This window comes from Clostridium carboxidivorans P7, from assembly GCF_001038625.1.
GTDB lineage: Bacteria > Bacillota > Clostridia > Clostridiales > Clostridiaceae > Clostridium_AM > Clostridium_AM carboxidivorans.
This window is the reverse complement of record NZ_CP011803.1, coordinates 921535-943694: the sequence shown is the minus strand read 5'-3', so window position 1 is coordinate 943694 and position 22160 is coordinate 921535. Positions and strand designations below refer to the sequence as shown.

Annotated in this window: 19 protein-coding genes, 2 other RNA genes and 1 pseudogene; 9 read left to right on the top strand and 13 right to left on the bottom strand. The window is 29.7% G+C overall.

Translation table 11 applies throughout. The features are described from left to right. Positions 1-306: 306 nt before the first annotated feature. A complete protein-coding gene (locus tag Ccar_RS04060; RefSeq protein ID WP_007060398.1) occupies positions 307-2388 on the top strand; it encodes a methyl-accepting chemotaxis protein in 2082 nt (693 codons plus the stop codon). A gap of 726 nt (positions 2389-3114) precedes the next feature. After that, complete coding sequence (locus tag Ccar_RS04055; RefSeq protein ID WP_007060399.1) at positions 3115-4314, top strand: pyridoxal phosphate-dependent aminotransferase; 1200 nt, start codon at positions 3115-3117, stop codon at positions 4312-4314. Positions 4315-4433: 119 nt separating this feature from the next. Here Ccar_RS04055 and Ccar_RS04050 read toward each other — a convergent pair whose 3' ends face one another. Beyond that, positions 4434-5417, bottom strand: coding sequence for a serine hydrolase domain-containing protein (locus Ccar_RS04050; protein WP_007060400.1), 984 nt, complete (start codon positions 5415-5417; stop codon positions 4434-4436). Positions 5418-5447: 30 nt separating this feature from the next. Further along, the gene (locus Ccar_RS04045) at positions 5448-6377 is read right to left on the bottom strand and encodes an AraC family transcriptional regulator (protein ID WP_007060401.1); all 930 of its coding nucleotides are present in this window, start codon (positions 6375-6377) and stop codon (positions 5448-5450) included. Between the two features lie 205 nt (positions 6378-6582). On the opposite strand from Ccar_RS04045, the gene Ccar_RS04040 reads away from it, so the two are divergent. The 4 genes from Ccar_RS04040 (at position 6583) to ssrS (ending at position 8967) form a co-directional block, all read left to right on the top strand. Continuing rightward, entirely contained in the window at positions 6583-7050 is a 468-nt protein-coding gene (locus Ccar_RS04040) for a hypothetical protein (RefSeq protein ID WP_007060402.1), read from the top strand. 262 nt (positions 7051-7312) lie between these two features. Next, complete coding sequence (locus Ccar_RS04035; RefSeq protein WP_007064579.1) at positions 7313-8098, top strand: ribonuclease H family protein; 786 nt, start codon at positions 7313-7315, stop codon at positions 8096-8098. A 399-nt stretch (positions 8099-8497) separates the two neighbouring features. After that, an RNA gene (gene ffs / locus Ccar_RS26255) (signal recognition particle sRNA large type) lies at positions 8498-8763 on the top strand. Between the two features lie 12 nt (positions 8764-8775). Continuing rightward, a non-coding RNA gene (ssrS, locus tag Ccar_RS26250) (6S RNA) lies at positions 8776-8967 on the top strand. Between the two features lie 69 nt (positions 8968-9036). Here ssrS and Ccar_RS04030 read toward each other — a convergent pair. Next, complete coding sequence (locus Ccar_RS04030) at positions 9037-10587, bottom strand: cell wall-binding repeat-containing protein (protein WP_007060404.1); 1551 nt, start codon at positions 10585-10587, stop codon at positions 9037-9039. A gap of 309 nt (positions 10588-10896) precedes the next feature. On the opposite strand from Ccar_RS04030, the gene Ccar_RS04025 reads away from it, so the two are divergent. After that, entirely contained in the window at positions 10897-11967 is a 1071-nt protein-coding gene (locus Ccar_RS04025; protein ID WP_081449294.1) for an AI-2E family transporter, read from the top strand. A gap of 185 nt (positions 11968-12152) precedes the next feature. On the opposite strand, the gene Ccar_RS04020 is transcribed toward Ccar_RS04025, so the two are convergent. The 8 genes and pseudogenes from Ccar_RS04020 to Ccar_RS27325 all read right to left on the bottom strand — a co-directional run. Next, positions 12153-12632: a cyanase gene (locus Ccar_RS04020; RefSeq protein WP_007060407.1), complete on the bottom strand. Its 480-nt coding sequence runs from the start codon at positions 12630-12632 to the stop codon at positions 12153-12155. Between the two features lie 179 nt (positions 12633-12811). Then, positions 12812-13144: a hypothetical protein gene (locus Ccar_RS04015; protein WP_007060408.1), complete on the bottom strand. Its 333-nt coding sequence runs from the start codon at positions 13142-13144 to the stop codon at positions 12812-12814. A 538-nt stretch (positions 13145-13682) separates the two neighbouring features. Beyond that, positions 13683-14405, bottom strand: coding sequence for a polymer-forming cytoskeletal protein (locus tag Ccar_RS04010; protein ID WP_007060409.1), 723 nt, complete (start codon positions 14403-14405; stop codon positions 13683-13685). Between the two features lie 18 nt (positions 14406-14423). After that, entirely contained in the window at positions 14424-15053 is a 630-nt protein-coding gene (locus Ccar_RS04005) for a transcriptional regulator Cap37 (protein WP_007064576.1), read from the bottom strand. A 195-nt stretch (positions 15054-15248) separates the two neighbouring features. After that, positions 15249-16235, bottom strand: a complete 987-nt coding sequence (locus Ccar_RS04000) for an alpha/beta fold hydrolase (RefSeq protein ID WP_007060412.1) — start codon at positions 16233-16235, stop codon at positions 15249-15251. Continuing rightward, positions 16225-16944 carry a MarR family winged helix-turn-helix transcriptional regulator gene (locus Ccar_RS03995; RefSeq protein WP_007060413.1) on the bottom strand — a complete coding sequence of 240 codons (720 nt, stop codon included), beginning with the start codon at positions 16942-16944 and terminating at the stop codon, positions 16225-16227. Before Ccar_RS03995 ends, Ccar_RS04000 begins: the two co-directional genes overlap by 11 nt. Further along, on the bottom strand, positions 16907-17611 hold the full coding sequence (locus tag Ccar_RS03990; RefSeq protein ID WP_237737318.1) for a helix-turn-helix transcriptional regulator: 705 nt from the start codon (positions 17609-17611) through the stop codon (positions 16907-16909). Before Ccar_RS03990 ends, Ccar_RS03995 begins: the two co-directional genes overlap by 38 nt. Positions 17612-17741: 130 nt before the next feature. Next, a pseudogene (locus Ccar_RS27325) lies at positions 17742-18014 on the bottom strand (MBL fold metallo-hydrolase); the annotation flags it as partial. A gap of 442 nt (positions 18015-18456) precedes the next feature. Here Ccar_RS27325 and Ccar_RS03985 point away from each other — a divergent pair. Together Ccar_RS03985 and Ccar_RS03980 are read left to right on the top strand one after the other, a co-directional pair. After that, entirely contained in the window at positions 18457-19182 is a 726-nt protein-coding gene (locus tag Ccar_RS03985) for a GNAT family N-acetyltransferase (RefSeq protein ID WP_007060415.1), read from the top strand. Positions 19183-19201: 19 nt separating this feature from the next. After that, complete coding sequence (locus Ccar_RS03980) at positions 19202-20656, top strand: aminotransferase class I/II-fold pyridoxal phosphate-dependent enzyme (RefSeq protein ID WP_007060416.1); 1455 nt, start codon at positions 19202-19204, stop codon at positions 20654-20656. A gap of 173 nt (positions 20657-20829) precedes the next feature. Here Ccar_RS03980 and Ccar_RS03975 read toward each other — a convergent pair whose 3' ends face one another. Together Ccar_RS03975 and Ccar_RS03970 are read right to left on the bottom strand one after the other, a co-directional pair. Further along, positions 20830-21195: a hypothetical protein gene (locus Ccar_RS03975; protein ID WP_007060417.1), complete on the bottom strand. Its 366-nt coding sequence runs from the start codon at positions 21193-21195 to the stop codon at positions 20830-20832. Between the two features lie 58 nt (positions 21196-21253). Continuing rightward, positions 21254-22114 carry a helix-turn-helix transcriptional regulator gene (locus Ccar_RS03970; protein WP_007060418.1) on the bottom strand — a complete coding sequence of 287 codons (861 nt, stop codon included), beginning with the start codon at positions 22112-22114 and terminating at the stop codon, positions 21254-21256. Between the last annotated feature and the right edge of the window lie 46 nt (positions 22115-22160).

Here is a 22160-nt window from a genome sequence, read left to right as displayed (position 1 = left end):
ATAATAAATCTTTTTATAATTATAACAAGTTTTGGTTAACTATAATAGCATTGGTATAACTTTTAAATATTTGTTTATATTAAACTTTGTTTACTCCAACTTTTACACAAATTGTTGCAAATTCAATTTATACCCTGTTTTTGGGACATTATAATTTTTTTAAAAATTTTAAGTTATTTTGTAATATATTATCATAATAATACTAGAAGGTTTCATTTAGTTATGTTAAAATATTTTATAAAAGCAGACAAATATGGTATAAGATAATTCCCCCTTATAAACATTAATTTTAAAGGAGAATATTCTATGAAATCTATTAAAAACAAATTAATTACTTTTGCAGTATTATTAGTATTATTACCAGTTCTAATTACTAATTTTGTATGTTATTACTATTTTTCCAGCAGTATATCTTCTAACGTAATCGATAACAACAAAAAACTTTCATCTACAATATCTGATGGTGTTAAGGATTTTATAGATAAAGCCTACACACTTACTGAAGAAATGGCCCAAAACAAAACAACTATTGATTTCAATCAGGAAAATCAGAAAGAAATGCTTACAAACGCTTTAGCTAAGAATCCTTATTTTGACTTACTTTATATTCAAAATACTTCTGGGAAACAAACAGCTCGTTCCTCTGGAGAATTAGGAGATAGATCTAATAGATGGTGGTTTACTCAAATGATGAAGGATAAAAAACCTTTTGTCAGTAAATCTTATTACTCTGCAAGTGGAAATATGGCTGTGACTTCAATATTTCACCCAATTTTTGATAAAAATTCTAATATGTTAGGAATATTTGGAGCCGATCTTAAATTAAATGAATTACAAAAACTTGTGGACAAGTATTCGGATGGTAAAAATGTCTACTCATTTATTTTGGATAGTGAAGGTGTTGTAATTGCTCATCCTGATAAAACTCAAGTTTCAGAACTTTATAATTATAAAACTTTGAAAAAAACAGTATTAGTTAAAGATGCCTCTGGTAATGTAGAAAAAGATGCATCAGGAAATCTAAAAACTAAGCTTGAAGATATAGCTATTCCTCAAACCCTTAAAGAAACCGTTGGAAAAGCACTAAAGGGAGAATCTGGTGTTGTTGAATACTCAGATAATAATAAAAAAGAAATGTTAGGTGCCTATACTACAATAAAGCTTCCTGGTCAATCACAAAGTTGGGCAGTAGTAACAGTTGAAAACAAAGCCTACGCTATGTCAGTACTAAAATCTACTCAACTTAAGAATACTTTTATAGCCTTAGGATTATTAATACTAATTGCCATATTAATATATTTGTTGGCTAAAAAATTTACACAACCCATTCTTGAACTAGTAGATTTAATGAAAAGGGCATCTGAAGGAGACTTAACAGTTAAATGTAACCATAAAAGTGAAGACGAAATTGGCAACTTAAGCTACAACTTTAATTGTATGGTATCTCAAATTAGGGATCTTATTAACAATATAAGCAATACTTCAAACCTTGTAACAGATTCAGCTAAAACTTTAGCAATTAACACTGATGCAACTTCTCAATCTATTGACCAAGTTACCTTAAATATTTCAGATGTTGCTGCTGCTGCTGAAAAACAAACTTCAAATTCTATTACTGGACTTGATACAACTACAAAATTGTCAGACGAAATTTCTATCATGACCAATTATATGAACGAAGGAAAGATGTCTGCTGAAAAAATATATACTGTCAGCACTAAAGGAGTTAATATTATTGGCAGCTTAGAAACTGCTGCAAAAGAAAATAATAATTCTATAAACAATATAGCAGTAGTTGTAAATTCTCTAAGCGAAAAAGCTAATGTAATAGGAAATATAGCAGATACTATAACTTCAATTTCAGAACAAACTAATCTTTTAGCTTTAAATGCTGCTATAGAAGCTGCAAGAGCTGGGGACGCTGGAAAAGGATTCTCTGTAGTTGCTGATCAGGTTAGGAAGTTATCAGAAGATACTGCTTCCTCAAGTAACAATGTTAAAGATATTATATCCAATGTTCAAAAGGATGTTAATAAAGCCAAAGAGGCCATAACTCAAGCAGAACTTGTAGTAAAAAAACAAAATGATGCAGTTAAATATACTGGTGAAACCTTTAATGAAATTTCCTCAAAAATTCAAGATGTAGTAAACAAAATTATTACTACTGCATCCAGCCTTGATAATGTACTTGTTAGTAGAGATCAACTACTTATACTTATGGAAGATGCAGCAAAAGTATCTGAAACTCTATCAGCATCTTCTGAGCATGTTTCAGCTATAACAGAAGAACAAAATGCAGCTATGGAGGAAGTAACAGCACTGGCAGAAGACTTAAATAAAATGTCCTCCACTCTTAATGAATCAATAAAAATCTTCAAATTAAACTAATAATAAGTTTCTTAAAAAACTTTTTAGAAATTTTAAGCCAATGCCTAGTTGTTAGGTATTGGCTTTTTATCTATTGAGTAAGTTTATCATATAAATAAAAAAATTCATAAATGTAAATTCAATAATTGTATAAGTTCAGAAATGATACAAATGAAACAAAATATTCATGAAACTATTGCATTTGACTTTTTAGAGTAATATAATAAAACAGTGAAAAGGTTAACAAAATACGTTTAAATTTTAACATAGCCCTATATATTAATTACTCAACTTTCGCAATTAAAAAATAATGTGATGCAACTTCTTTTCAGAGGACAGAGGACAATTGACAAAGGACAGTGAAGGATGATTTTTCTCCACTTCACTACGAAAAATCTTTAATTTAAAAAAACTCACGTTTTTTTGTTTTTAAGAAATGCTTTCTAAGCAAACAAAATTATCTGAAAATCATAGATTTTAGCTAACTGCTAAATCAATGTTTTGCTTTAGCAAAACAAGCGTAAAAATAAATTAGTTTTCTGACGTAAGGAGGAAAACTCACCTTCATTGTCCTCTGTCCTCTGTCAAATGTCCTCTAAAAAAGTTTCGTCGCATTATGCTTTTATTACATAAGAATTTTATGTGTGCCAAAGTTGAATTAATAGCTATGAAAAAAACACTAGATAAAAGCATATAAGCACTTAATAAAATTAAGTGTTATATAGCTAAAGAGGAGGAAGACTATAAATGAAATTTTCTGACAGAATAACTGCAATGGAGTGCTCTCCAATAAGAAAACTAATACCATATGCTAATAAAGCTAAAGAAAAAGGTAAAAAGGTTTACCATTTAAATATTGGACAACCTGATATAGCAACACCAAGACAATTTTTTGATGCTGTAAAAAACTTTAATTGTGAAATTTTAACTTACTCACCATCTAACGGAATACCTGAATTAATTGATGCTGTAATTCCTTACTATAGAAATTATGGTATGGAATTTTCAAAGGATGATATATTAGTAACTAATGGTGGAAGTGAAGCTTTATTATTCACACTTATGTCATTATTTGATAAAGGTGATGACATAGTTATTCCTGAACCATTTTATGCAAATTACAAGAGCATGTTTCAAGTGCTAGAAATAAATGTTGTTCCTATAAGCACTAAGGTTGAGGAAGGTTTCCATCTTCCTTCAAAGGCTGAAATTGAAAAAATTATTACTCCTAAAACAAAAGCTATACTAATATCAAATCCTGGAAACCCAACAGGAACAGCTTACACAAGAGAAGAAATCAATACATTAGCTTCTGTTGCTAAAGAAAAAGGTATATTTATAATATCTGACGAAGTTTACAGAGAGTTTGTATATGATAATTTGGATTATGCAAGCTTTGGAACTATAAAGGATATAGAAGATAATGTTATAATAATAGACAGCATATCTAAAAGATATAGTGCTTGTGGTGCTAGAGTAGGTTTGATCGTAAGCAGAAACAAAGAGTTTATGACAAATGCCTTTAAACTTTGTGAAGTAAGATTATCTGTTGCTGAATTAGAACAGATAGGAGCAGCAGCTTTATACAAAACTCCACAAAATTATCTAAAAGAAGTTAATGAAGAATATAAAAAGAGAAGAGACATAGTTTTTGAAGCCCTTAGCAGCATGGAAGGTGTAGTATGCAGAAAACCAGAAGGAGCTTTCTATTACATGGTAAAACTTCCAGTAGATAATGCAGAAAAATTTGTAATTTGGCTTTTAGAGGAATTTGATGTTGATGGAGAAACATTGATGATGGCACCAGCAGATGGCTTCTATGAAACAGAAGGACGTGGAATAGATGAAGTTAGAATAGCTTATATTCTTAATGAGTCTGATTTGTTAAAATCCATGAATATTTTAAAAGAAGGATTAAAAAAATATCCAGGAAGAACTACAAAGTAGTAATCTTAGATTTTTTAATTAGAAATATTAATTGCAGCTATTGCAAAATAAAAGAGGAATTGAAGTTTTTATTTCAATTCCTTTTTATTTTATATTCAGTTAGTCGCATTATGCTTAAACTATACAACACAATCCTCAAACATTGGTTCAATATACTCTTTAATAAGTTTTATTCTATCTTTAGCCTGTGGCATAAAAAGAGAAGCAACAGAAACTACCATTTTCTTCTTTGTATTGACATAAATCGTATTTCCTCCATCTCCTAAAGCTGCATAGATATGTTCTTTATGATCAATAATCCACCACAAATAGCCATAAGACAGCTTGCCCCATTTACTATGTTCTTTTATACTCTCCTCTATCCACCATGTGGGTACAATTTGTTTACCATTCCATATTCCTTTATTTAAATACAACTGTCCTATTTTTGCCATATCCATAGGTGTTAAGGTAAGACCCCATCCTGCCGTATTTACTCCTTGAGGATCGGCAACCCAGCCCTTAACATTTTTCTCTTCATACCAGGCAAGTTGTTCCTCCTTATTATGAAAAACTACATTGCCACAAACATTAATGCCAAGTGGTGAAAATAAGTTTTCTGTTGCAAAATCAAGCACGGATTGTCCAGTTGTTTTTACAAGAATACCAGAGAAAATATCTGGCCCTATAACAGGAGTGTATTTAAATTCTCCTATCTTTCCCTTACCTCCTAACAAATCAAGTGCACTATTTACCCAGTTATGGCTTGTAAAATATTCTGTATAGGGTTCTGACTCATATTTATACGGAGCTGTCATAGTCAGCATATCCTTAAGTGTAACATTCTGTATCGTTTTTTCTCCTCTTTTAACTTCATAATCAGGGAAAAAATTTAGTACTTTCTGATCTATGCTTTTGATATAACCTTTATCTATGGCAATACCAATCAATATGGAAATAATACTTTTTGTTACTGAAAAAACATGAAGGGTGCTAGCAGCTGTATATCCGTTAAAGTAATTTTCATATAATGTTTTACCGTCTTTCAGTACAATTATACCTGCAGTATTGTTATAGCTGCTGTTTACTATCTTTTCTAAGCATAGCTTTTTTCTTTGATTCATATGATCACCTCTGAATAAATTTTCAGCATGTTAGAAAAGAATGGGCTCAACGGGAACGTAGATATCTACCTTGTGGATATGACTCTCACTTACATAGGGATCGTTGCGATACACTTCAAATGGATAGGAGTTTCTTGGAACATAACCACTGCCTGTAAGCCACTCTTGATACATGTAATTCCAAGCATCGCTGTACTGTTCCTGCTGAATTTGAAAATGTCCCACCGCATACAAACCACCTTCTAATTTCATGGTTCCAAGGATTCCATCTTCTTGAATCTGAATATACTCTGGCACTGTCAGACACAAACTGGTACGAAACTGACTCTCCTCTCCAAATTCTGGATTGTCATGATATATGGCAAGCACCCAGTTTTGACCATCCACAAGAAGGTGCTGCTTTCTTGCATAATCAAATAATGCCTGTATCAGATTGATATACTCTTTTGCTAATGTCTCATAAGTACCTGTATGTCTCACATAACCAACCTGTTTTTCCTCCAGATTTTCTATGGTAATCTGACCTGTCACGGGGAACGGATCGCCTGCCCATTCTTTCTTTGCTGTGTTCTTATTATACTCAGACAATAAAAAAGAATCTTTGCAATTCTTGCTATATTCCTTCCGGTATTCTCTTGGACTTGCACCATAATAATTCTTAAATGCTCGGGAAAATACAGCTGAATCCGTATATCCCAGTTCATAAGCAATGTCTGTCATATTTTTATCTTCCCGGTGTGCCAGCAAAAAAAGTGCCCTCTCTATGCGAATCCGGTTCACATAATGGGCTAACGGCTCATGTAACATACCTTGAAATATCCGGCTGAAATGATATTTTGAAAATCCAGCGGCACCAGAAAGTTCCTCAATGGACAAGGACTGTCCTAAATGATGTTCTATGTAATCCTGTACTTTATGAATTCTTCGTATGTACTCTTCCTGACACTTATGTTCTGACATATAATCCCCTCCTGTTCCTGTTAATGCCAGTATAACAGAAATGTTATTTCTTGACGAATCAATCTTAACAGACTAAAGATAAGAAAATATTACCATCTAATTGAATTTTCCAATAGCTATTGAAAAAACTTTTTATTTACTATATACTGTTAGTTACTATTATGTAAAATAATTCATTTAGTTTAAATTCTAAGGTGGTAATATTATGGGTTATAATGTTATAGATTTAATTGATAAAGCTATAAATATTGGAATTAAAGAAAAGACTCTATACGAAAACATAGGAAAAGAAAAATGTAATATTCCATCAATAAAAATAATGTCAAAGATTTTAATACAAGAAGTTGATAAGAATATTCAGCACAATGAATGCCTAAAAAAAGAACTAGGTGATTTAAATCCTGATGAAATTGATTTTGGAATATATGATAAAATGTCTTTTTTAATAAATGAGTTCAATAAAAAGGTATATGTAGCAGAAATTATTAATACTAGAGAATATCTAAAGTTTTCACTTGGTTTTCAAAAAGATGTGTATTCTTTAATTATTGATTTACAAGGCAGGTTTGTTAAAAGTACCCGTGACACAGATACAAAAACATATGAAATATTATCTAACATGATTAATAATAAGGCTAGTCATATTGCGATACTTGAAAAAATTTTAAAATAAACCTTATGTAATATAAAGCAAAGCCTGCATCTTAAATAAAGATACAGGCTTTTTACTATTAATATAATTTTTATAATATAGTCATATTATATTTCTATTGTATAATAAATTTGTATAGTAAAAAATTTTTTATATTAAGATACCTTTCTGCTAAAATAAAAATAAACAAGATAAATTGAGAAAATTTCTAATAAGTATTAAAATAAAAATAAGAAATGAACCAATTTAAAACATGGCTTGAAAGGTGTGAAATACATTTCCTATGAAAATGCTGCTATTTAAAATGGAAATAATAGATGTTTATGATAATAGTTATAAAATCAAGATAAGTAATGATATAGAAGCTACTTTAATAGAATTTGACCCTTTTAAAAAAGACCTGAACTTTATTCTCAATAATAATTTAACTGATTGTCTTAAGACTAACGAATATCAACTTAGAAAAATGCTTCACAATAAGCGTATAGATACTTATTATGTTGGTTTTAAAGTGAAGCTTGTTTTAAGATCCAATAAAGATGTGGCAGCTTTTAATGATAGAAGTAAAATAGTAGTTTTAGACAAGCGAAATGATAATAATTATAGTTATGTTATAGATGAAAATAAATGTGAAGAAAAAATTTATAAAATCTTCTCAGATGCTTGTTATTTTGAAAATAAAAAATATGGTGGTTTTGCTTTTATAATAGAAGATTTAGAAGGAAACTATAAGCTATACACAGAAAAAGTTCAAGCAATAGGCAGCAGCCAGGCTGAACTTACAGCAGTTATAAAAGCTATTCAATTACTAAAGGATGTAGAAAAAATAAGAATAGTAACTGACAGCCAGTATGTGAGAAAAGGTCTGACTGAATGGATTCCCTGCTGGAAATTAAATGATTTTAAAACTATCAATGGAGAGCCTGTTAAAAATATTGAAAATTGGCTTCTCTTTGACAACATCTGTAATGGAAAGTATATTGAATTTCAATGGGTAAAAGGCCACTCCAACCACTTTGAAAACTCTCTTTGTGATATGTATGCAAGAGATGCAGCTACGAATATTTAAAGTTAAGTTTAAGTAACTTAATTTTCGCACATACAAAATTTTAACTTAATATAATAATACTTTTTTAAGAGGACAATTGACAGAGGACAGAGGACAATGAATGTTGATTTTTTGCTAACGCAAAAGAATCTTTAAATTTGTATAAGTCAGCAATGTTTCGCTTTAGCGAAACGAGTCATCAAAAATTTAATTGAAGATTTTTCGTAGTGCAGCGGAGAAAAATCATCCTTCACTGTCCTCTGTCAATTGTCCTCTGTCCTCTAAAAAGTTGCACCGCATTATTTTTAAACTACAAAAGTTGAACAGGTTACAATTACCATATATATATCCCTTGAATAAAGATTTAGATTATGTTATTATATTTTCACAGCAAGAGAATAACAAAATTAAAAATAAAATTCGTGCTAGATGGGGAGCTAGCGGTGCCCTGTAACCTGAAATCCGCTACAGCAGGATCGAATTCCCACTATAGGCTTTAATCTGCTTAGTCTGCCTGATCAAAGTGGTATTGAGAATTGGGTCCCATGCAGCAGAAGCTCGCAAACTCCGTCAGATCCGGAAGGAAGCAGCGGTAAGTGATAACTTCTGAGTGCCGTGGAACAACCTGGTTCGAGCTAACTAGATTTGTAACGTTAGTAGATTATTTGTCAACAGTGGGTGCACGATATACATAGATAATATTTCTGAAATACTCGCTAAGCTCTTATTTTGAACCTACATTTAATTTAAGGGAATCCAATAATTAGATGAAGAAATGTACTTTCTTGTGAGTCCTTTTACTGCATTGAAGGCGATTGAGGCATTTATGAGGATACCCACCTATGGAGACATAGGTGTCAAAATTAGAGTACCGATATTTTGGATATTGTTTAGAAATTTCAAGCCAATGCTTAGTTATTAAGCATTGGCTTTTATCTTGTCATTTAAATTTATTAAAATTAAAAGTTCATAATACCTTTAATAGTAAGTATCTTTTGACTTAACTTATTCATATCTAAAATTGCATTTTGAGTATTGAATTTAGATAACTCGTTATTAGCTCCTTTTATTTGAGCAACTATACTGTACATTTTCTGATAGTCTCCTGCCTTTACAGCATTATTAAGAGAACTAACTAAACTTGAATAATTATTGATAAGTCCAGTAAATTTATCAACATTTCCAATTTGTGAATTAATGTTTTTAACTAAATCAGTCTTTAAACAATTTAAGCTTTCTGGAGCATTCATGCTTGAAACTTCATTCTTCACGCTAAGTAAAGTCTGCTTGTAATTATTTAAACTTAAAGTCATATTATTAAAAACACCTAAAATTTGATTTAAGGAATTTTCCGCATCCTGTATGCTGCTTGAATTTGAGTTAGCGGAAATTTTTTGAATACTTTCTCCATATTGACTAAACTTAGTTGCAAAGCTTTCAGTACTGTCATAAAAATTACCACAGTAAATTAAAAGATTTTTTGTAAAATCTTTTTCTTGCTGTGAAATATCACTTGCTCTCTTTAATTTATATTCTGCAACTACATCTATTGATCCAGCACCACCAAGTAAAATTATATTTTTAAAATTTTTAGTACTCATATAAGATTTTTGTGACGATATATCTTGTCCATCAGTAAGTATTACAGGTGCCTTTGATTTTATTGCTAGAGCACTGCCAGATAAAGCATCTGGAAAATTTTCACCGCTGGCTAACACTGCAGTATCAGAATCCAAATTAAAATATTTACATATATTCATAGAAGTATCATATCTGTTATTACCAGCTATTCTAAATACATTATCGCTGGATAATGATTTAGCTGTACCTTTAGCTTCTGCTACAACATTATCAGAAATAACACCAGTACCACCTATTACGTACAATTGACTAGGTTGTATATCATTTATTAAATCTTTAGTTTCAGCAGGCAAAATCTTTGAATCAGTCATCAATATTGGATATCCCTTAATGGCAGCTATACTTGATGCACTTAAAGCATCCGCAAAACCAAAGCCATTAGCAAGTATAACTGGGGTTCCCTTTTGAACTTTTATATCATTTAGTATTACCTTGCTTGTATCAAACCTATTTTGACCACCTAGTCTTATTACATTATTATAGCCCAGCTGCTTTATGTAATTTATTGAATCATCACTTATTGAAGAAGTACCACCTAAAACATACACAGTTCCACTTTTGCTTAAATGATTTTTTATATATTCGAAAGCATCAGAACTTGTACTAGGCGTTAAGCCTGCTAGTAAAATAGGTGCATTATATTTTTTTGATAGCAAGCTGCCAGACAATGCATCTGGAAAGTTTTCACCATTAGCTAATATTACGGTTTGTATAGTACCATTGTTAAAGCTTTCTGAAATATTAACAGAAGTTTTATATCTGTCATTTCCAGATAATCTTGAAACGTTGTAACCATTATCTGCATAAGCCGATGCAGAGCTACCTAACGCAATTAATGCTGTTAAACCTAAAATTAATGTTTTTTTCATAATTATAAAGTCCCCCTTAAGACGTAATGATTAAATTATGGATTAGTATACATAATAATGCAATAAGTATAATTACTGCTAATAATTTAGAATATGTAATTATCATGCGTATTATTCTTGTTATTTCCTTTTTCTCTTTATTTTCAAATTACATGCATAACATTTTTTGTAATTATTTTACAATTGTACCATTAACTTGTTCTTGAGTAATAATAAGCTTATCATATTGTACTTTAAATAAATATCATAAATTATATCCATAATATATTTACAAACAACTATTAATTCACAATTTTAAGGGGATGATTTATTATATTAAACAATAAGGTAATCAAGATTTTAATAATTATAAATCTGCTTTTTTTATCCATAATCCTTTTTAGCAAAATACATTTTATTTTTAAGATAATAAGAACCTTATATAAATGCATTTTAGTTCCTATAATTATTTCAGTATTCTTATACTATATATTAAAACCCTTGAACAATATATTTAATAAAAAAGGTATTAGTAAGGGTATTTCCTCCTTGCTCACTCTAATTATTAGCCTAATTGCTGCTTTATTAATTTTATATTTTTTTATTAGATATGCCCTATGGGAGTTTAATGGATTAGCTAAAAATATACATAATCTTAGCCCTAATACTAACACTATTACTAGCCAAAACCCTATAAATTCGATTGTTAGTGAAATTTATAAGTCTATTAATATTAACGAATTAATTAAAATAGCTAATAATATGATGATCAATTATACACAAAAATTTCAAAGCAGCCTATATAAAAATATAAATGACATTGTTGATGCATTTTCTAAAATACTATTGGTACTTTTAATTTTGTTTTTTCTTTTAAAGGATGCTTCTAAGTTTAAAGATAAATTTATAGATTTGTTTCCTGAAAAATATAAAAATTTTTTATCCGAAACACTTTATAATGTGGATAAAGCATTAAATGCCTATGTAACTGGCCAGCTCATGGTAGCACTCTCCCTAGCTATTATGATATATATAGGTTATAAAATAATAGGTATGCCAAATGCATTGATATGGGCTTTATTTACTTTTATTTTAGGTTTTATACCCTTTATAGGATTTTTTATATCTATGATAATTCCTTCAATTATAGCTGTAAGCAAAGGTATATATATGATAATAAAGCTTAGTATAGTATTTATTACTGTTCAAACATTAAAAGGAAGAGTAGTAGTTCCACTAATTATGTCATCTACACTAAAAATACATCCTCTTACAGATATATTTTTAGTTGTAACAGCTGTTTCCTACGGAGGCCCTATGGCCGCTTTTATTATTGTTCCCCTGTACGCTATGGTAAAAGTTATTGTATTAAGCTTATATAAATATAAAATAATAAGGTAGAGTGTCTTATTATACTCCTCTACCTTATTTCACTAAGTTTATCCGATCGCTACCATTGCTAATACCCCCAATAAGCACTGCTACGCGCCTGGATAAGTTCTTCTAAGACTCAGATGAAGAGAAGTATTCCTCACAGGCAAACTCCACCTGAGTCTAAGAATCACTTGAACAAATAAATTTACTGATTACCATGGATATTTACCTTTTTTTGCATAAGGTAATAATTTGCCATCAAATTTTATAATTACTCTATGATTACCTTCTGCATCTTCAATAACGTCAACATCAAGACCAAAATCGATGGCACTCATAATAGCATTTCCGCCTTGTTCATGTATAATATCTTTAATAGCAGGACCATAGGTATCAAGTACTTCGTGAAGTCTGTATAATATGGGATCAGTGTTTCCTTTATATGGATGATTGTTTAAAAACATGGTTTTTTCAACACTAATACCAAGAGCCTTTGCAATTTTTATGCAATATTCTTCAGGAACCCACTGCTGGCCCTTTAATGTAGATGCAAGCCACACCTTGTTTACCCCAATTTTTTCAGCAAGTTGTTCAAAGTTTAAGCCAGATGCCTTTTTTGCAGCTTCCAATTCTTTTAATTCATCAGAAAACTGTAATTTTAGTAGATACTCTTCATTATTCATTGGTGTCATATTTTTACCCCCTCATAGATATGTTATTGAATATTTTGAATTTTTGTATTATTTTAACATTGTATTTAATAATTATCAACAACTAAAATCATATAAGGATGTAAGCAAAAAACAAAGATATATAATATATCTTAACTATATATCTCTATAATAAACATATATTAATTAAAAACTTTATTTTACATACTACGGCCTTTTTCATTCTTTATTACACTAATATTTATTATTTCTGATTGAAATGCCTTTAATAAAGCTTTTTCCAAAACCTTTTGCTGATCAAAATTTTCTATATCATTACAAACTGCAAAAACTTTACTAGTAACTCCACTTGGATTTTTATAAGTTAAAGTAACATTTGGCTTATCATACTGTACATCAAGTATTTTTAATCCCCAAGAAATTTGTGCAAAATCATCTTTAACATTTAAACTTGTTAATTTACTTAAATTTTTTTCATCTTCCATTTGATTTTGTATTATTATTAATTCATCTCCAACTTTGTATTTACTCATTGTTACCCTCTCCCTTACATATTGTTAATTTTTTATCAATCAATTTATGAGTTAATTATATACCTCTAAATTTATCCAATCAAATACCATTTATGGTCTTTTGAGGCGATTATCCCAATAGCATACTTAATATCTCCCATTTGTTATTTTTTTCACATTTTCCCTTATTATATTGAAATCATTTATATTATTTTTTATATAGAATATTTTTACAACACATTACCTAATGTTATATCATGTAAGCTAAAGCTTTCTATTTATCTGTTTCAAATAGCATGTTTGAGCTTTTAGCTTATATGCTAGTATATTTTCTTATAATTCATTGTAGTAGTTGTTTAAAGCTACAAAACCTTAGCTGATCAGACTCTTTACAAAAATAGGAACAGTTTTTGTTGTATGAAATATCTTGTTAAAATTATAATTATTGAAAAGTATCACCAGATGATTCTTAAAGTTCTATAGAAAGATAGACAAAAACGTACTGAAAAAATCCAGTACGCTTTCTCTATTTGTGTAAATCTACAGATGTTTCATAAATTTAATCTATCTTTTTACAAACTGTCTTAGAATTACTATCAATATTTATTTTATTTCTATATTCTACAGTTTCAATACTACAGTTATCTCCTATTGTAACATTATTTCCTCTTACTATCTTTGCTGTAGTATTTTCAAGAAAAATATCATCACCTTCAATTGTACCTGCTTCAAGTCCCTTACTATCCATAAAAAGATTTAGCATTTTGCCAAAAAAATGCCCTTTTCCTAATCTTACTTTTATATTTTCTCCTCCTATATCTTTTACTCTACAGTTTCCATACATCTCTATATCAACATTCCCTGCATTTAGTAGTCCCCCTATTTTAAATCCACCTCTTGCATTAAAATTTTCTGCCTCACAGTCACCATCTATAGAAACTGACCCTGATATTTGTATATCTTCTGTATGCAAACTGCCTCCTATGTCAGAAGATCCACTTATTTTCACTTTTCTTGCATTAACATCACCTAATATGTGTAAAGATCCGCTTACAGTTATTTCGTCAGTATCAAGATCTCCTGTTATTTTAGTGCTGCCACTAATTCCAACTGTTTCAGCCTTTGCATTTCCATTAACAGAAGAGGAGCCTGAGCACTTATAAGTGTAACATTCTATATCTCCTTCAACTTTAGCTGAACCACTGATTTTCACTTCATTATATTTTCCACCGCTGATTTTTCCTGATCCAGAAATTTTCATATCAACTAATTTTTCTTCCATTTTAAAGCTTCCCTTCATTTACAAATTTATTTTTGATTTTAACTCTTCTACGCATTCTCCAGCATTTATCTTTAATACAAGTACAGCTTCACTTTCAATGTATATTTCATTAGGTATTAGCATTAAAAAACATAATCCTACTCCAAATTTTCTTATAAGCACTACATCACAATATCTACCATCAAAATTTTTGTAGTTTTTTTCTAAAGTATCCAGCACCAGTTTTCCTTCTTCTAAACTTGCCTTACCAGACTTGATAAATCTATCTACAATGCTCATAAATAGTAACTCGTTAAAATAAAACCCAGTACTTTCTTTATGAGCAGTTTTATATAGATTTATCGCAATCTGTGAAACAATGTTTTGTTTCAGTACATCACTTTCTTCTAAAAATACTGTTGAAAGATTTGGAGAAAATATTCTTGCTAGCTCATCTAAAGATATATCTTCTTTAAAACTTTTAATTTTTTCTACTCTTTCTAGTATTTCTTTTCTTGGGAAAAATGTTTCCTGCCCTGTAAAGCTGGATTTTTTTATAAACCACTCCTCAGGTATAAGATTTTTCCTCTTCCATCTATATAATTGCCCGTAGGATATATCCGTTATTTTAAGCAATTCTTTTTTAGAAATTAAGTTTTCTTCTTCCATATGTTCATTCCCCTCTTCAACTGTTTTACAAAAACAGTATAACATAACATTGTTACATTGGCAATAGTTAGTTCAAAATAAAGAAATTAGTTATAAAAAATTAGGAACTATACATGTACGCTGCAAAGTTCCCATACTCAAATAAATTTTCTACTTTAGATTCTTAATAGTAACTCATCATGTCATATTTTAGCCTTATATAACCAATGCCTGTTGATCAAGTGATTCTTTTTTATTTATTGTTGACAATGCATCAAACACAAGATCAGTCTGATCCATCATTAAAAAGTGTCCTGCATCAGGAATGATGAATATTTCTTTATTTGGTGCCTTTATATCTTTAAAATAATCTTCAGCTATAACACATGGAGCTTGCCAATCCCTTTCTCCTAAAATATAATATACTGGCACCTTATATTCTTTCGATTCTATACGGAGATTGAAATCACCAAGAAAACTATGAACTTTTGAATTTGCCTTAAAGATTTTCATAAATGCTATAATATCAGAAAACTTAAAAATAGGGCTTTTAAACATAGCTATCCATATATCAATGCCTATTTCCATACCTAATTTATATTTACCAAGAAGCTTATGAACTATATTACATTTCTTCAAAAACTCTTTGTCAAAAACAATTTTGCTGCCAGGATATTCACCTACACTCTCAAGCTTCTTCAATGATTTTTTATCACCTGCCTGCTCAATGATTTCTTTAAGTTTGTTATAGGCTACCTGCTCATTTTCCACCATACCAACGACCTGTCCAGCACCAATATAATATTCTACTTCTTCTGGATGTTTTTTTATAAATATTGACCCTAAAACGCTTCCCCAGGAATGTCCAAATATAACAATCTTTTTCTTGTTATATTTTTTTTTAAGATACTGGATGACTTCAAACAAATCCTGAAGCATTAACTCTATTGTAGGAAGCTTATCTGGATTCCTAGTCAAAGTCTTACCAGCACCCCGCTGATCCCAATGAACCACAGTATATATTTCTTCCCATCTATCTTGAAATAACCCTGTAAATAAGGATTCTGCTGAACCTGGCCCTCCATGCAAAAATAGCATTACAGGATTATCAAAGCTTGTTCCTAAATGAAATAAGAATTGATCTATTCCATTAATCCTTACATATTCAGAAGTACATATTGGTCTGTTATTTTTATTCTTCATAGCTTTCTCTCTCCATTTTCTGATTTTTTCTTATCTCTTCAAACTCCTTTAATATCCTTGTTACATCCTCCTTATGACTTTCATCTGCTTTTAAGTTACTATCTTCTTCAAAGCCATCCTGTTCTTCACCATCAAATCGATAAAGCTTTTTGAGCATTTTCCAAATATTTTCCAGTTCTTCAGTTGAAAAATCCTTAAAAAGCTCTGCCATAAAAAATATTCCTCTTTCTGAAACTTGATACACTACCTGCTTTCCAGCTTCCGTAATTATTACATTAACTGCGCGCCTATCTTCAGGATTAGGTATAACATCAATATACCCTTTCTTTTCCATAGCGGTAATAATTTGTTTTACATTTTGTTTAGTTGTTCCAAGCTTTCTTGCAATATTATTGAAAGTAGCTTTGCCTTCAGTTAAATGAGCAATTGCAACCATAGTCATATATTGCCTTGAGGTCAAATCCCCCAGATATTCATCTCCCTTCACTTGAAGTTTATTTGCCAGCGAAAATAATGTTGCATAAGTTTGTTGCATTAAAAATATCTCTCTGTATATATCCATAAAAATTTTTCCTCCGTTAGTCAATATATTGTCTAATTGTAGTTTAATAGCATTTTGTGAATTTGTCAATATATTGTCTATTATTTGTGTTTTAACACTTACTTTACTCTTACAGATCCCCTCGTCCAATAATCCATATATTTTCATTACTCTCCTTCAAGTTGTCTACTATACTATTAATATCTTTCTTATCAAACCATGACTGAGGAAAATATAAATCTTTATAGTAGTACTTTGTGCTATTATCACACTTAATTACTACCATTGGGTAACTGCCTCTAGAACGTGCAATAAACTCTATTTCTGTTATATCTGCTATATTCACCCTTTTGGTTGTAGAAATTTTTTTTATTTCTATATAATTGTCTTCTATAGTAATATAAATTTTATTTTTAAATAAATAGTAAGCTAACACAGTATAGTAAGCAGTAAATATTAAGCATAAGAGTAATATAATAAATGTAATACATGCTTCTAAAGTATTAGGACTATCAGCTAATGCAAATATTAACACTGTCGAAAAAATAGCTAAAAATAATATGGGAAAAATAGCTTTGTATTTATTAGCTGGATAAATTGTATATTTAAATGTTTGGCTAAATTTAAATTGTTCATTTTTATCAAGCCACCAATTCATGTTTTTACCACTGAATTTATATATTTTTTCAAGCAATGCCTTAGAGGGTTCCTTCAAACCAGTCTCTAACTGACCTATACTTTCTTTTGATAAATCTAATTTTTTGCCCAAATCCTTTTGTGTAAGTCCTAATTCTTTTCTATACTTTTTTAACTTTTGTGAAAACAATACAACCACTCCTACTATTCATTATTACCATTTCTAAGATTGTTGAGTTTTATACAATTTTTAACAAATTTATATTGTTAAACTATAAATTGAAATTTATAGTTTTTGCTATACTCATGCTGTCTTTTACAACTTGCGATTATATCCATATGGCAAAATCTTTGTATTTAAAAATACCACTATCGTGATGCAATTTACCTTCCGATTCTAGTTGTCTAAAAGCATCCCGCATTCTAATGAGTATTTCTGGATGTATATCCAAACTATGATGCGCTGGAAAAACCTTTTTTACTGGAAGTGATGCAACTCTATCAATTGATTTCAAATAAGCTTTAGGATCAGTAGAAGGATAATAAGCAAATAAAGTATCTTTATAAACTAAATCACCTGTAAAAAGATAACCACGTTCCTTGAATCTTTAAATAAAATCATGACAAAATTCAATCTACTTACTGTTAAATTATAACACATATGTATCTCATTATTGAATTTTTACTAATTACTACATTAAACTTTATATTCTATAAGTAAATTTACCACTGACAGATAATCAAACATAAATTTCTTCTCTTCACTATTTTAAATAGTTATATCTTTACCAGAGCATTAGAATATCACTTATATATATACGTATCTTTAAAAATAAAGTTTTTATTTCATTATATTTTCTATTTCCACTCCTAAAAACCCCAACAATTTTCCCATTATATGCATAATATATGTAATTTTTTCAAAATGTGCTATAATAAGTACTATACTCAACTTTAATCTAATGAACAATAATAAGATCATTATATAATGTTGAAATTTTATTCATTGAAACTACTAGTGATAAAGAAAGGAGTCAGTAACATATGAACTTTAATGAAAATTATGAATATGAAGTATGCAGTCCAAATGATGAAAAAACAATAGTGGAAATGGCAAAATGCCTTGCAGAAACATTTACAGGAGTACAAGTAGGTAGTACATTTATAAAAGAGCCTATGTCAATTGCTCTTAACTTATCCAAGGAAGCTTTGACCGAATTTGTTATAGAATATTTAAAATATGTTACAGAAGATGGTTTGAGTACTTATGCAATAGATACGCGCACCGGAGAATTAGTAGGTGCTATAGCTTGTGAGAACTTCAATCCCAAGGAAGAGCCCCCAATTTTGAAAGGAGAATTAAAATCAATTAATGGTATAACTCAATTCCTTTGGCAATTAGATAAAAAGTTTATAGAAGTTGTTGAATTTAAAACAAATCAGGAAATGAAAGTAAGAGAATATGTACATCCACTTATGTTGGGTGTAAGAACAGAAAGAGATAAAAAGTATATTGGAGCAAGCCTTGTTCAATTAATACTTGATACTGCAAAAGAAAAAGGCTTTAAAGGAGCTATTGTAGAAGCAACTAATTTTAGGTCTCAAATGCTTGCTAGTAAATTATTAGGTTTCTACACAATAGACGATATACATGAAAAACCTATTTCCATTAGATATGAAGATAATGAAATGTTTAACAGTATACCAGAAAATATAGCTTCAGAATGTATGCTTATGTATAAACCTCTTGACGAAAAATTTAGGCTGTAAGAGAAGGATGATTAATAGAATGAATTTAAATCAATATAAAACACCAATTTTTGACGGAATAAAGGAATTAGAGAAGAAAAAATTAGTACCTTTGGGTATTCCAGGTCATAAGGGAAGTAAAGGGCTTCCTGAAATGGCTGAATTCTTTGGGGAAAGAGTAGTGAACTTTGATGTCCATGAATGTTTTAAAATGTTAGACAAGTATTCTCAACCTACAGGAATAATAAAGGAAGCAGAAAAATTAGCATCTGAAGCATATGGTGCAGATCATGCCTTCTTTTTAATAAATGGAACTTCATCAGGTATAATAGCTATGATAATGAGTGTTTGTAAACCAAATGAAAAAATAATAATACCAAGAAATGCTCATAAATCAGTTATTACTGCATTGATATACAGCGGAGCTATACCAGTATTCATACAACCCGAAATCAATACAGGTTTAGGTATAGCTATGGGAATAACCCCTAAAGCTGTAGAAGATGCAATAAAGGAAAATCCTGATGCAAAAGCTGTTCTTATCATCCATTCTACATTTTATGGAGCAGTATCAGATATAAAAGAAATATCAAGAATTGCACATGCTAATAATATGGCTGTTTTGGTAGATGAAGCTCATGGTGCTCATTTTAAATTTCATCCAGAGTTACCTGGGGAGGCTATGACGTTAGGCGCAGATATGTGTGCTGTGAGTACACATAAAACTGGTGGTTCTTTTGTACAAAGTTCAATATTATTATTGAATAATGGTATAATAACAGAAAAAACTGTTAGAACCTATTTAAATATGATAAACTCTACAAGTGCTTCATTTTTACTTCTAACAAGTCTTGATATAGCAAGAAAACAACTAGCTACAGAAGGAGAAAAAATTTTAACTAATATATTAGAAATATCGAGATGGGCAAGAAGCGAAATTAATAAAATAGATGGATTGTACTGCTACGGAAGAGAACTAATAGGAACTCCTGGAGTCTATGATTATGATGAAACAAAAATAGGTATATGCGTAAAAAATCTTGGACTTAAAGGATTTGAAGTTTATGATATATTATTAAAAAAATATAATATACAAGTTGCAATTAGTGATATGTATAATGTATTAGCCATATTAAGTATTGGCCAAACTAAGGAAAACCTTAAATCTTTAATTAAAGCTTTAAAAGACATATCTGTGAAATATAGAAAAAATGAAAAAGTTAAAATGGTTGATAGTGTACTTACAAATCCTGAAATTATCCTTTCTCCAAGAGATGCATTTTATTCAAATAAAGTATCTGTAAAATTAGATGATTCTGTGGGTAAAATAAGTGGAGAAACTGTTATGGCATATCCACCTGGTATTCCAATTGTTGTTTCAGGAGAAAGGCTAACAGAAGATATGGTAAAATATATTAGTATGCTTCAAAAAGAAAATGGAGTATTACATGGATTACAGGATACTACAGCTGAATATATCAATATTATTGAATAATTAGCAAGCATATACTTACATTTATTAATTTACTTTTCTAATCTTTGAGATACAACACAAAAACACCGCATTATTTAATTGAATAATGCGGTTTCCTAGAATCTTTATAGACTAAATCACCTGTGAAAAGATAAGCACATTCCTTTTCAAAAAACATATATGTCAATGTGATTTTATTTCATAAAGTTTATCATATGGTGAATTGTTGTTAATGCCCACTTTATTATTATTATCCAATACAGTATTCTAAATGCCATCTTGTTATTAATATTAAGCCTTCCTGTAAGAAATACTCCTATTAACAATAATGCAATTATTCCAAGCAAAATGCAAATAATCACAATAGGATTCATCCAGCCATTTATTTGAACTGCCTTGCCAATACAGCACATAATAAAACCTAACAATGCAATAACTATAAATGCAGTTTTTATATTAACTAATTTCTCATTTTTGATTTGAATTTCTGTTACAATTACCATTGACAATATAATGATTCCTATAACTGTGGTAAAGATTAATTTATACTTTTCAATCATAAATATCACTTCCTTTAAGTGATATTATAATTTGTTTTACCAGCTTTATCTCAAACAATCATGCTTTCTTTATAGGCACTACAATATCAAATATTTTAGTTTGAAGATAGCTCTTAGTAAAAATCTCTATATGATCTATTTTTTCCTGATAAGGTGTAATTCCGCAGGTAGAAAAACATTTTAGTGCATCGGTTATAATTATATTAGGATTTTCTTTAATATTTCCTCTATATGAAAATTTCACATACAGTGATTTTGGTATAACCAACTTTTTTCCTCTATTGCATTTGCATACATCAGCAGTATTTTCATGAACTATTTTTCCAATAAAGTATTGGACCTCCAAATTCGAGCTGCAGAGAATCCCAATACAATATGTGCTGCTGCTTTCATTTGCTCTTATAAATGAAATAACTTTATTCTCTACATATCGTATCATATTATCATCATTCCAAAAGTCTTTTAAATTAACAACAAAAATATTTCCCCAAAGTACTAACTCTTCTAAATAAATCAATTTGTGGCAAATGCACAAATTTCCATCCTTATTATAAAAATCTCTTTCCAATATTCTCAACGGCTTATCCACTGTAATATCAAGACATTCATCAGCCTTTGAAGGAAGTAATCCAAACTTTTTCTTAAAAGCCTTTGTAAAACCATTATGAGAACTATATCCATACTTTAATGCTACATCAATAATTTTACCCCCATTCAGTATTTCTTCTCCTGCCCTTATCAATCTTCTTTCTGTTATATAATCATGTATAGACATACAAGTGACAGTAGAAAAGATTCTTTGAGTGTAATATGTTGAATAGTTCACTAATTTTGACAAGCTCTCCAAGGATAAATCTGATTGTAGATTTTCTTCAATATACTCTATAAGCAAATTCACCACTGACAGATAATCAGACATAAATCTCTCCTCTTTACTATTTTAAATGGTTATTTCTTTACCAAAA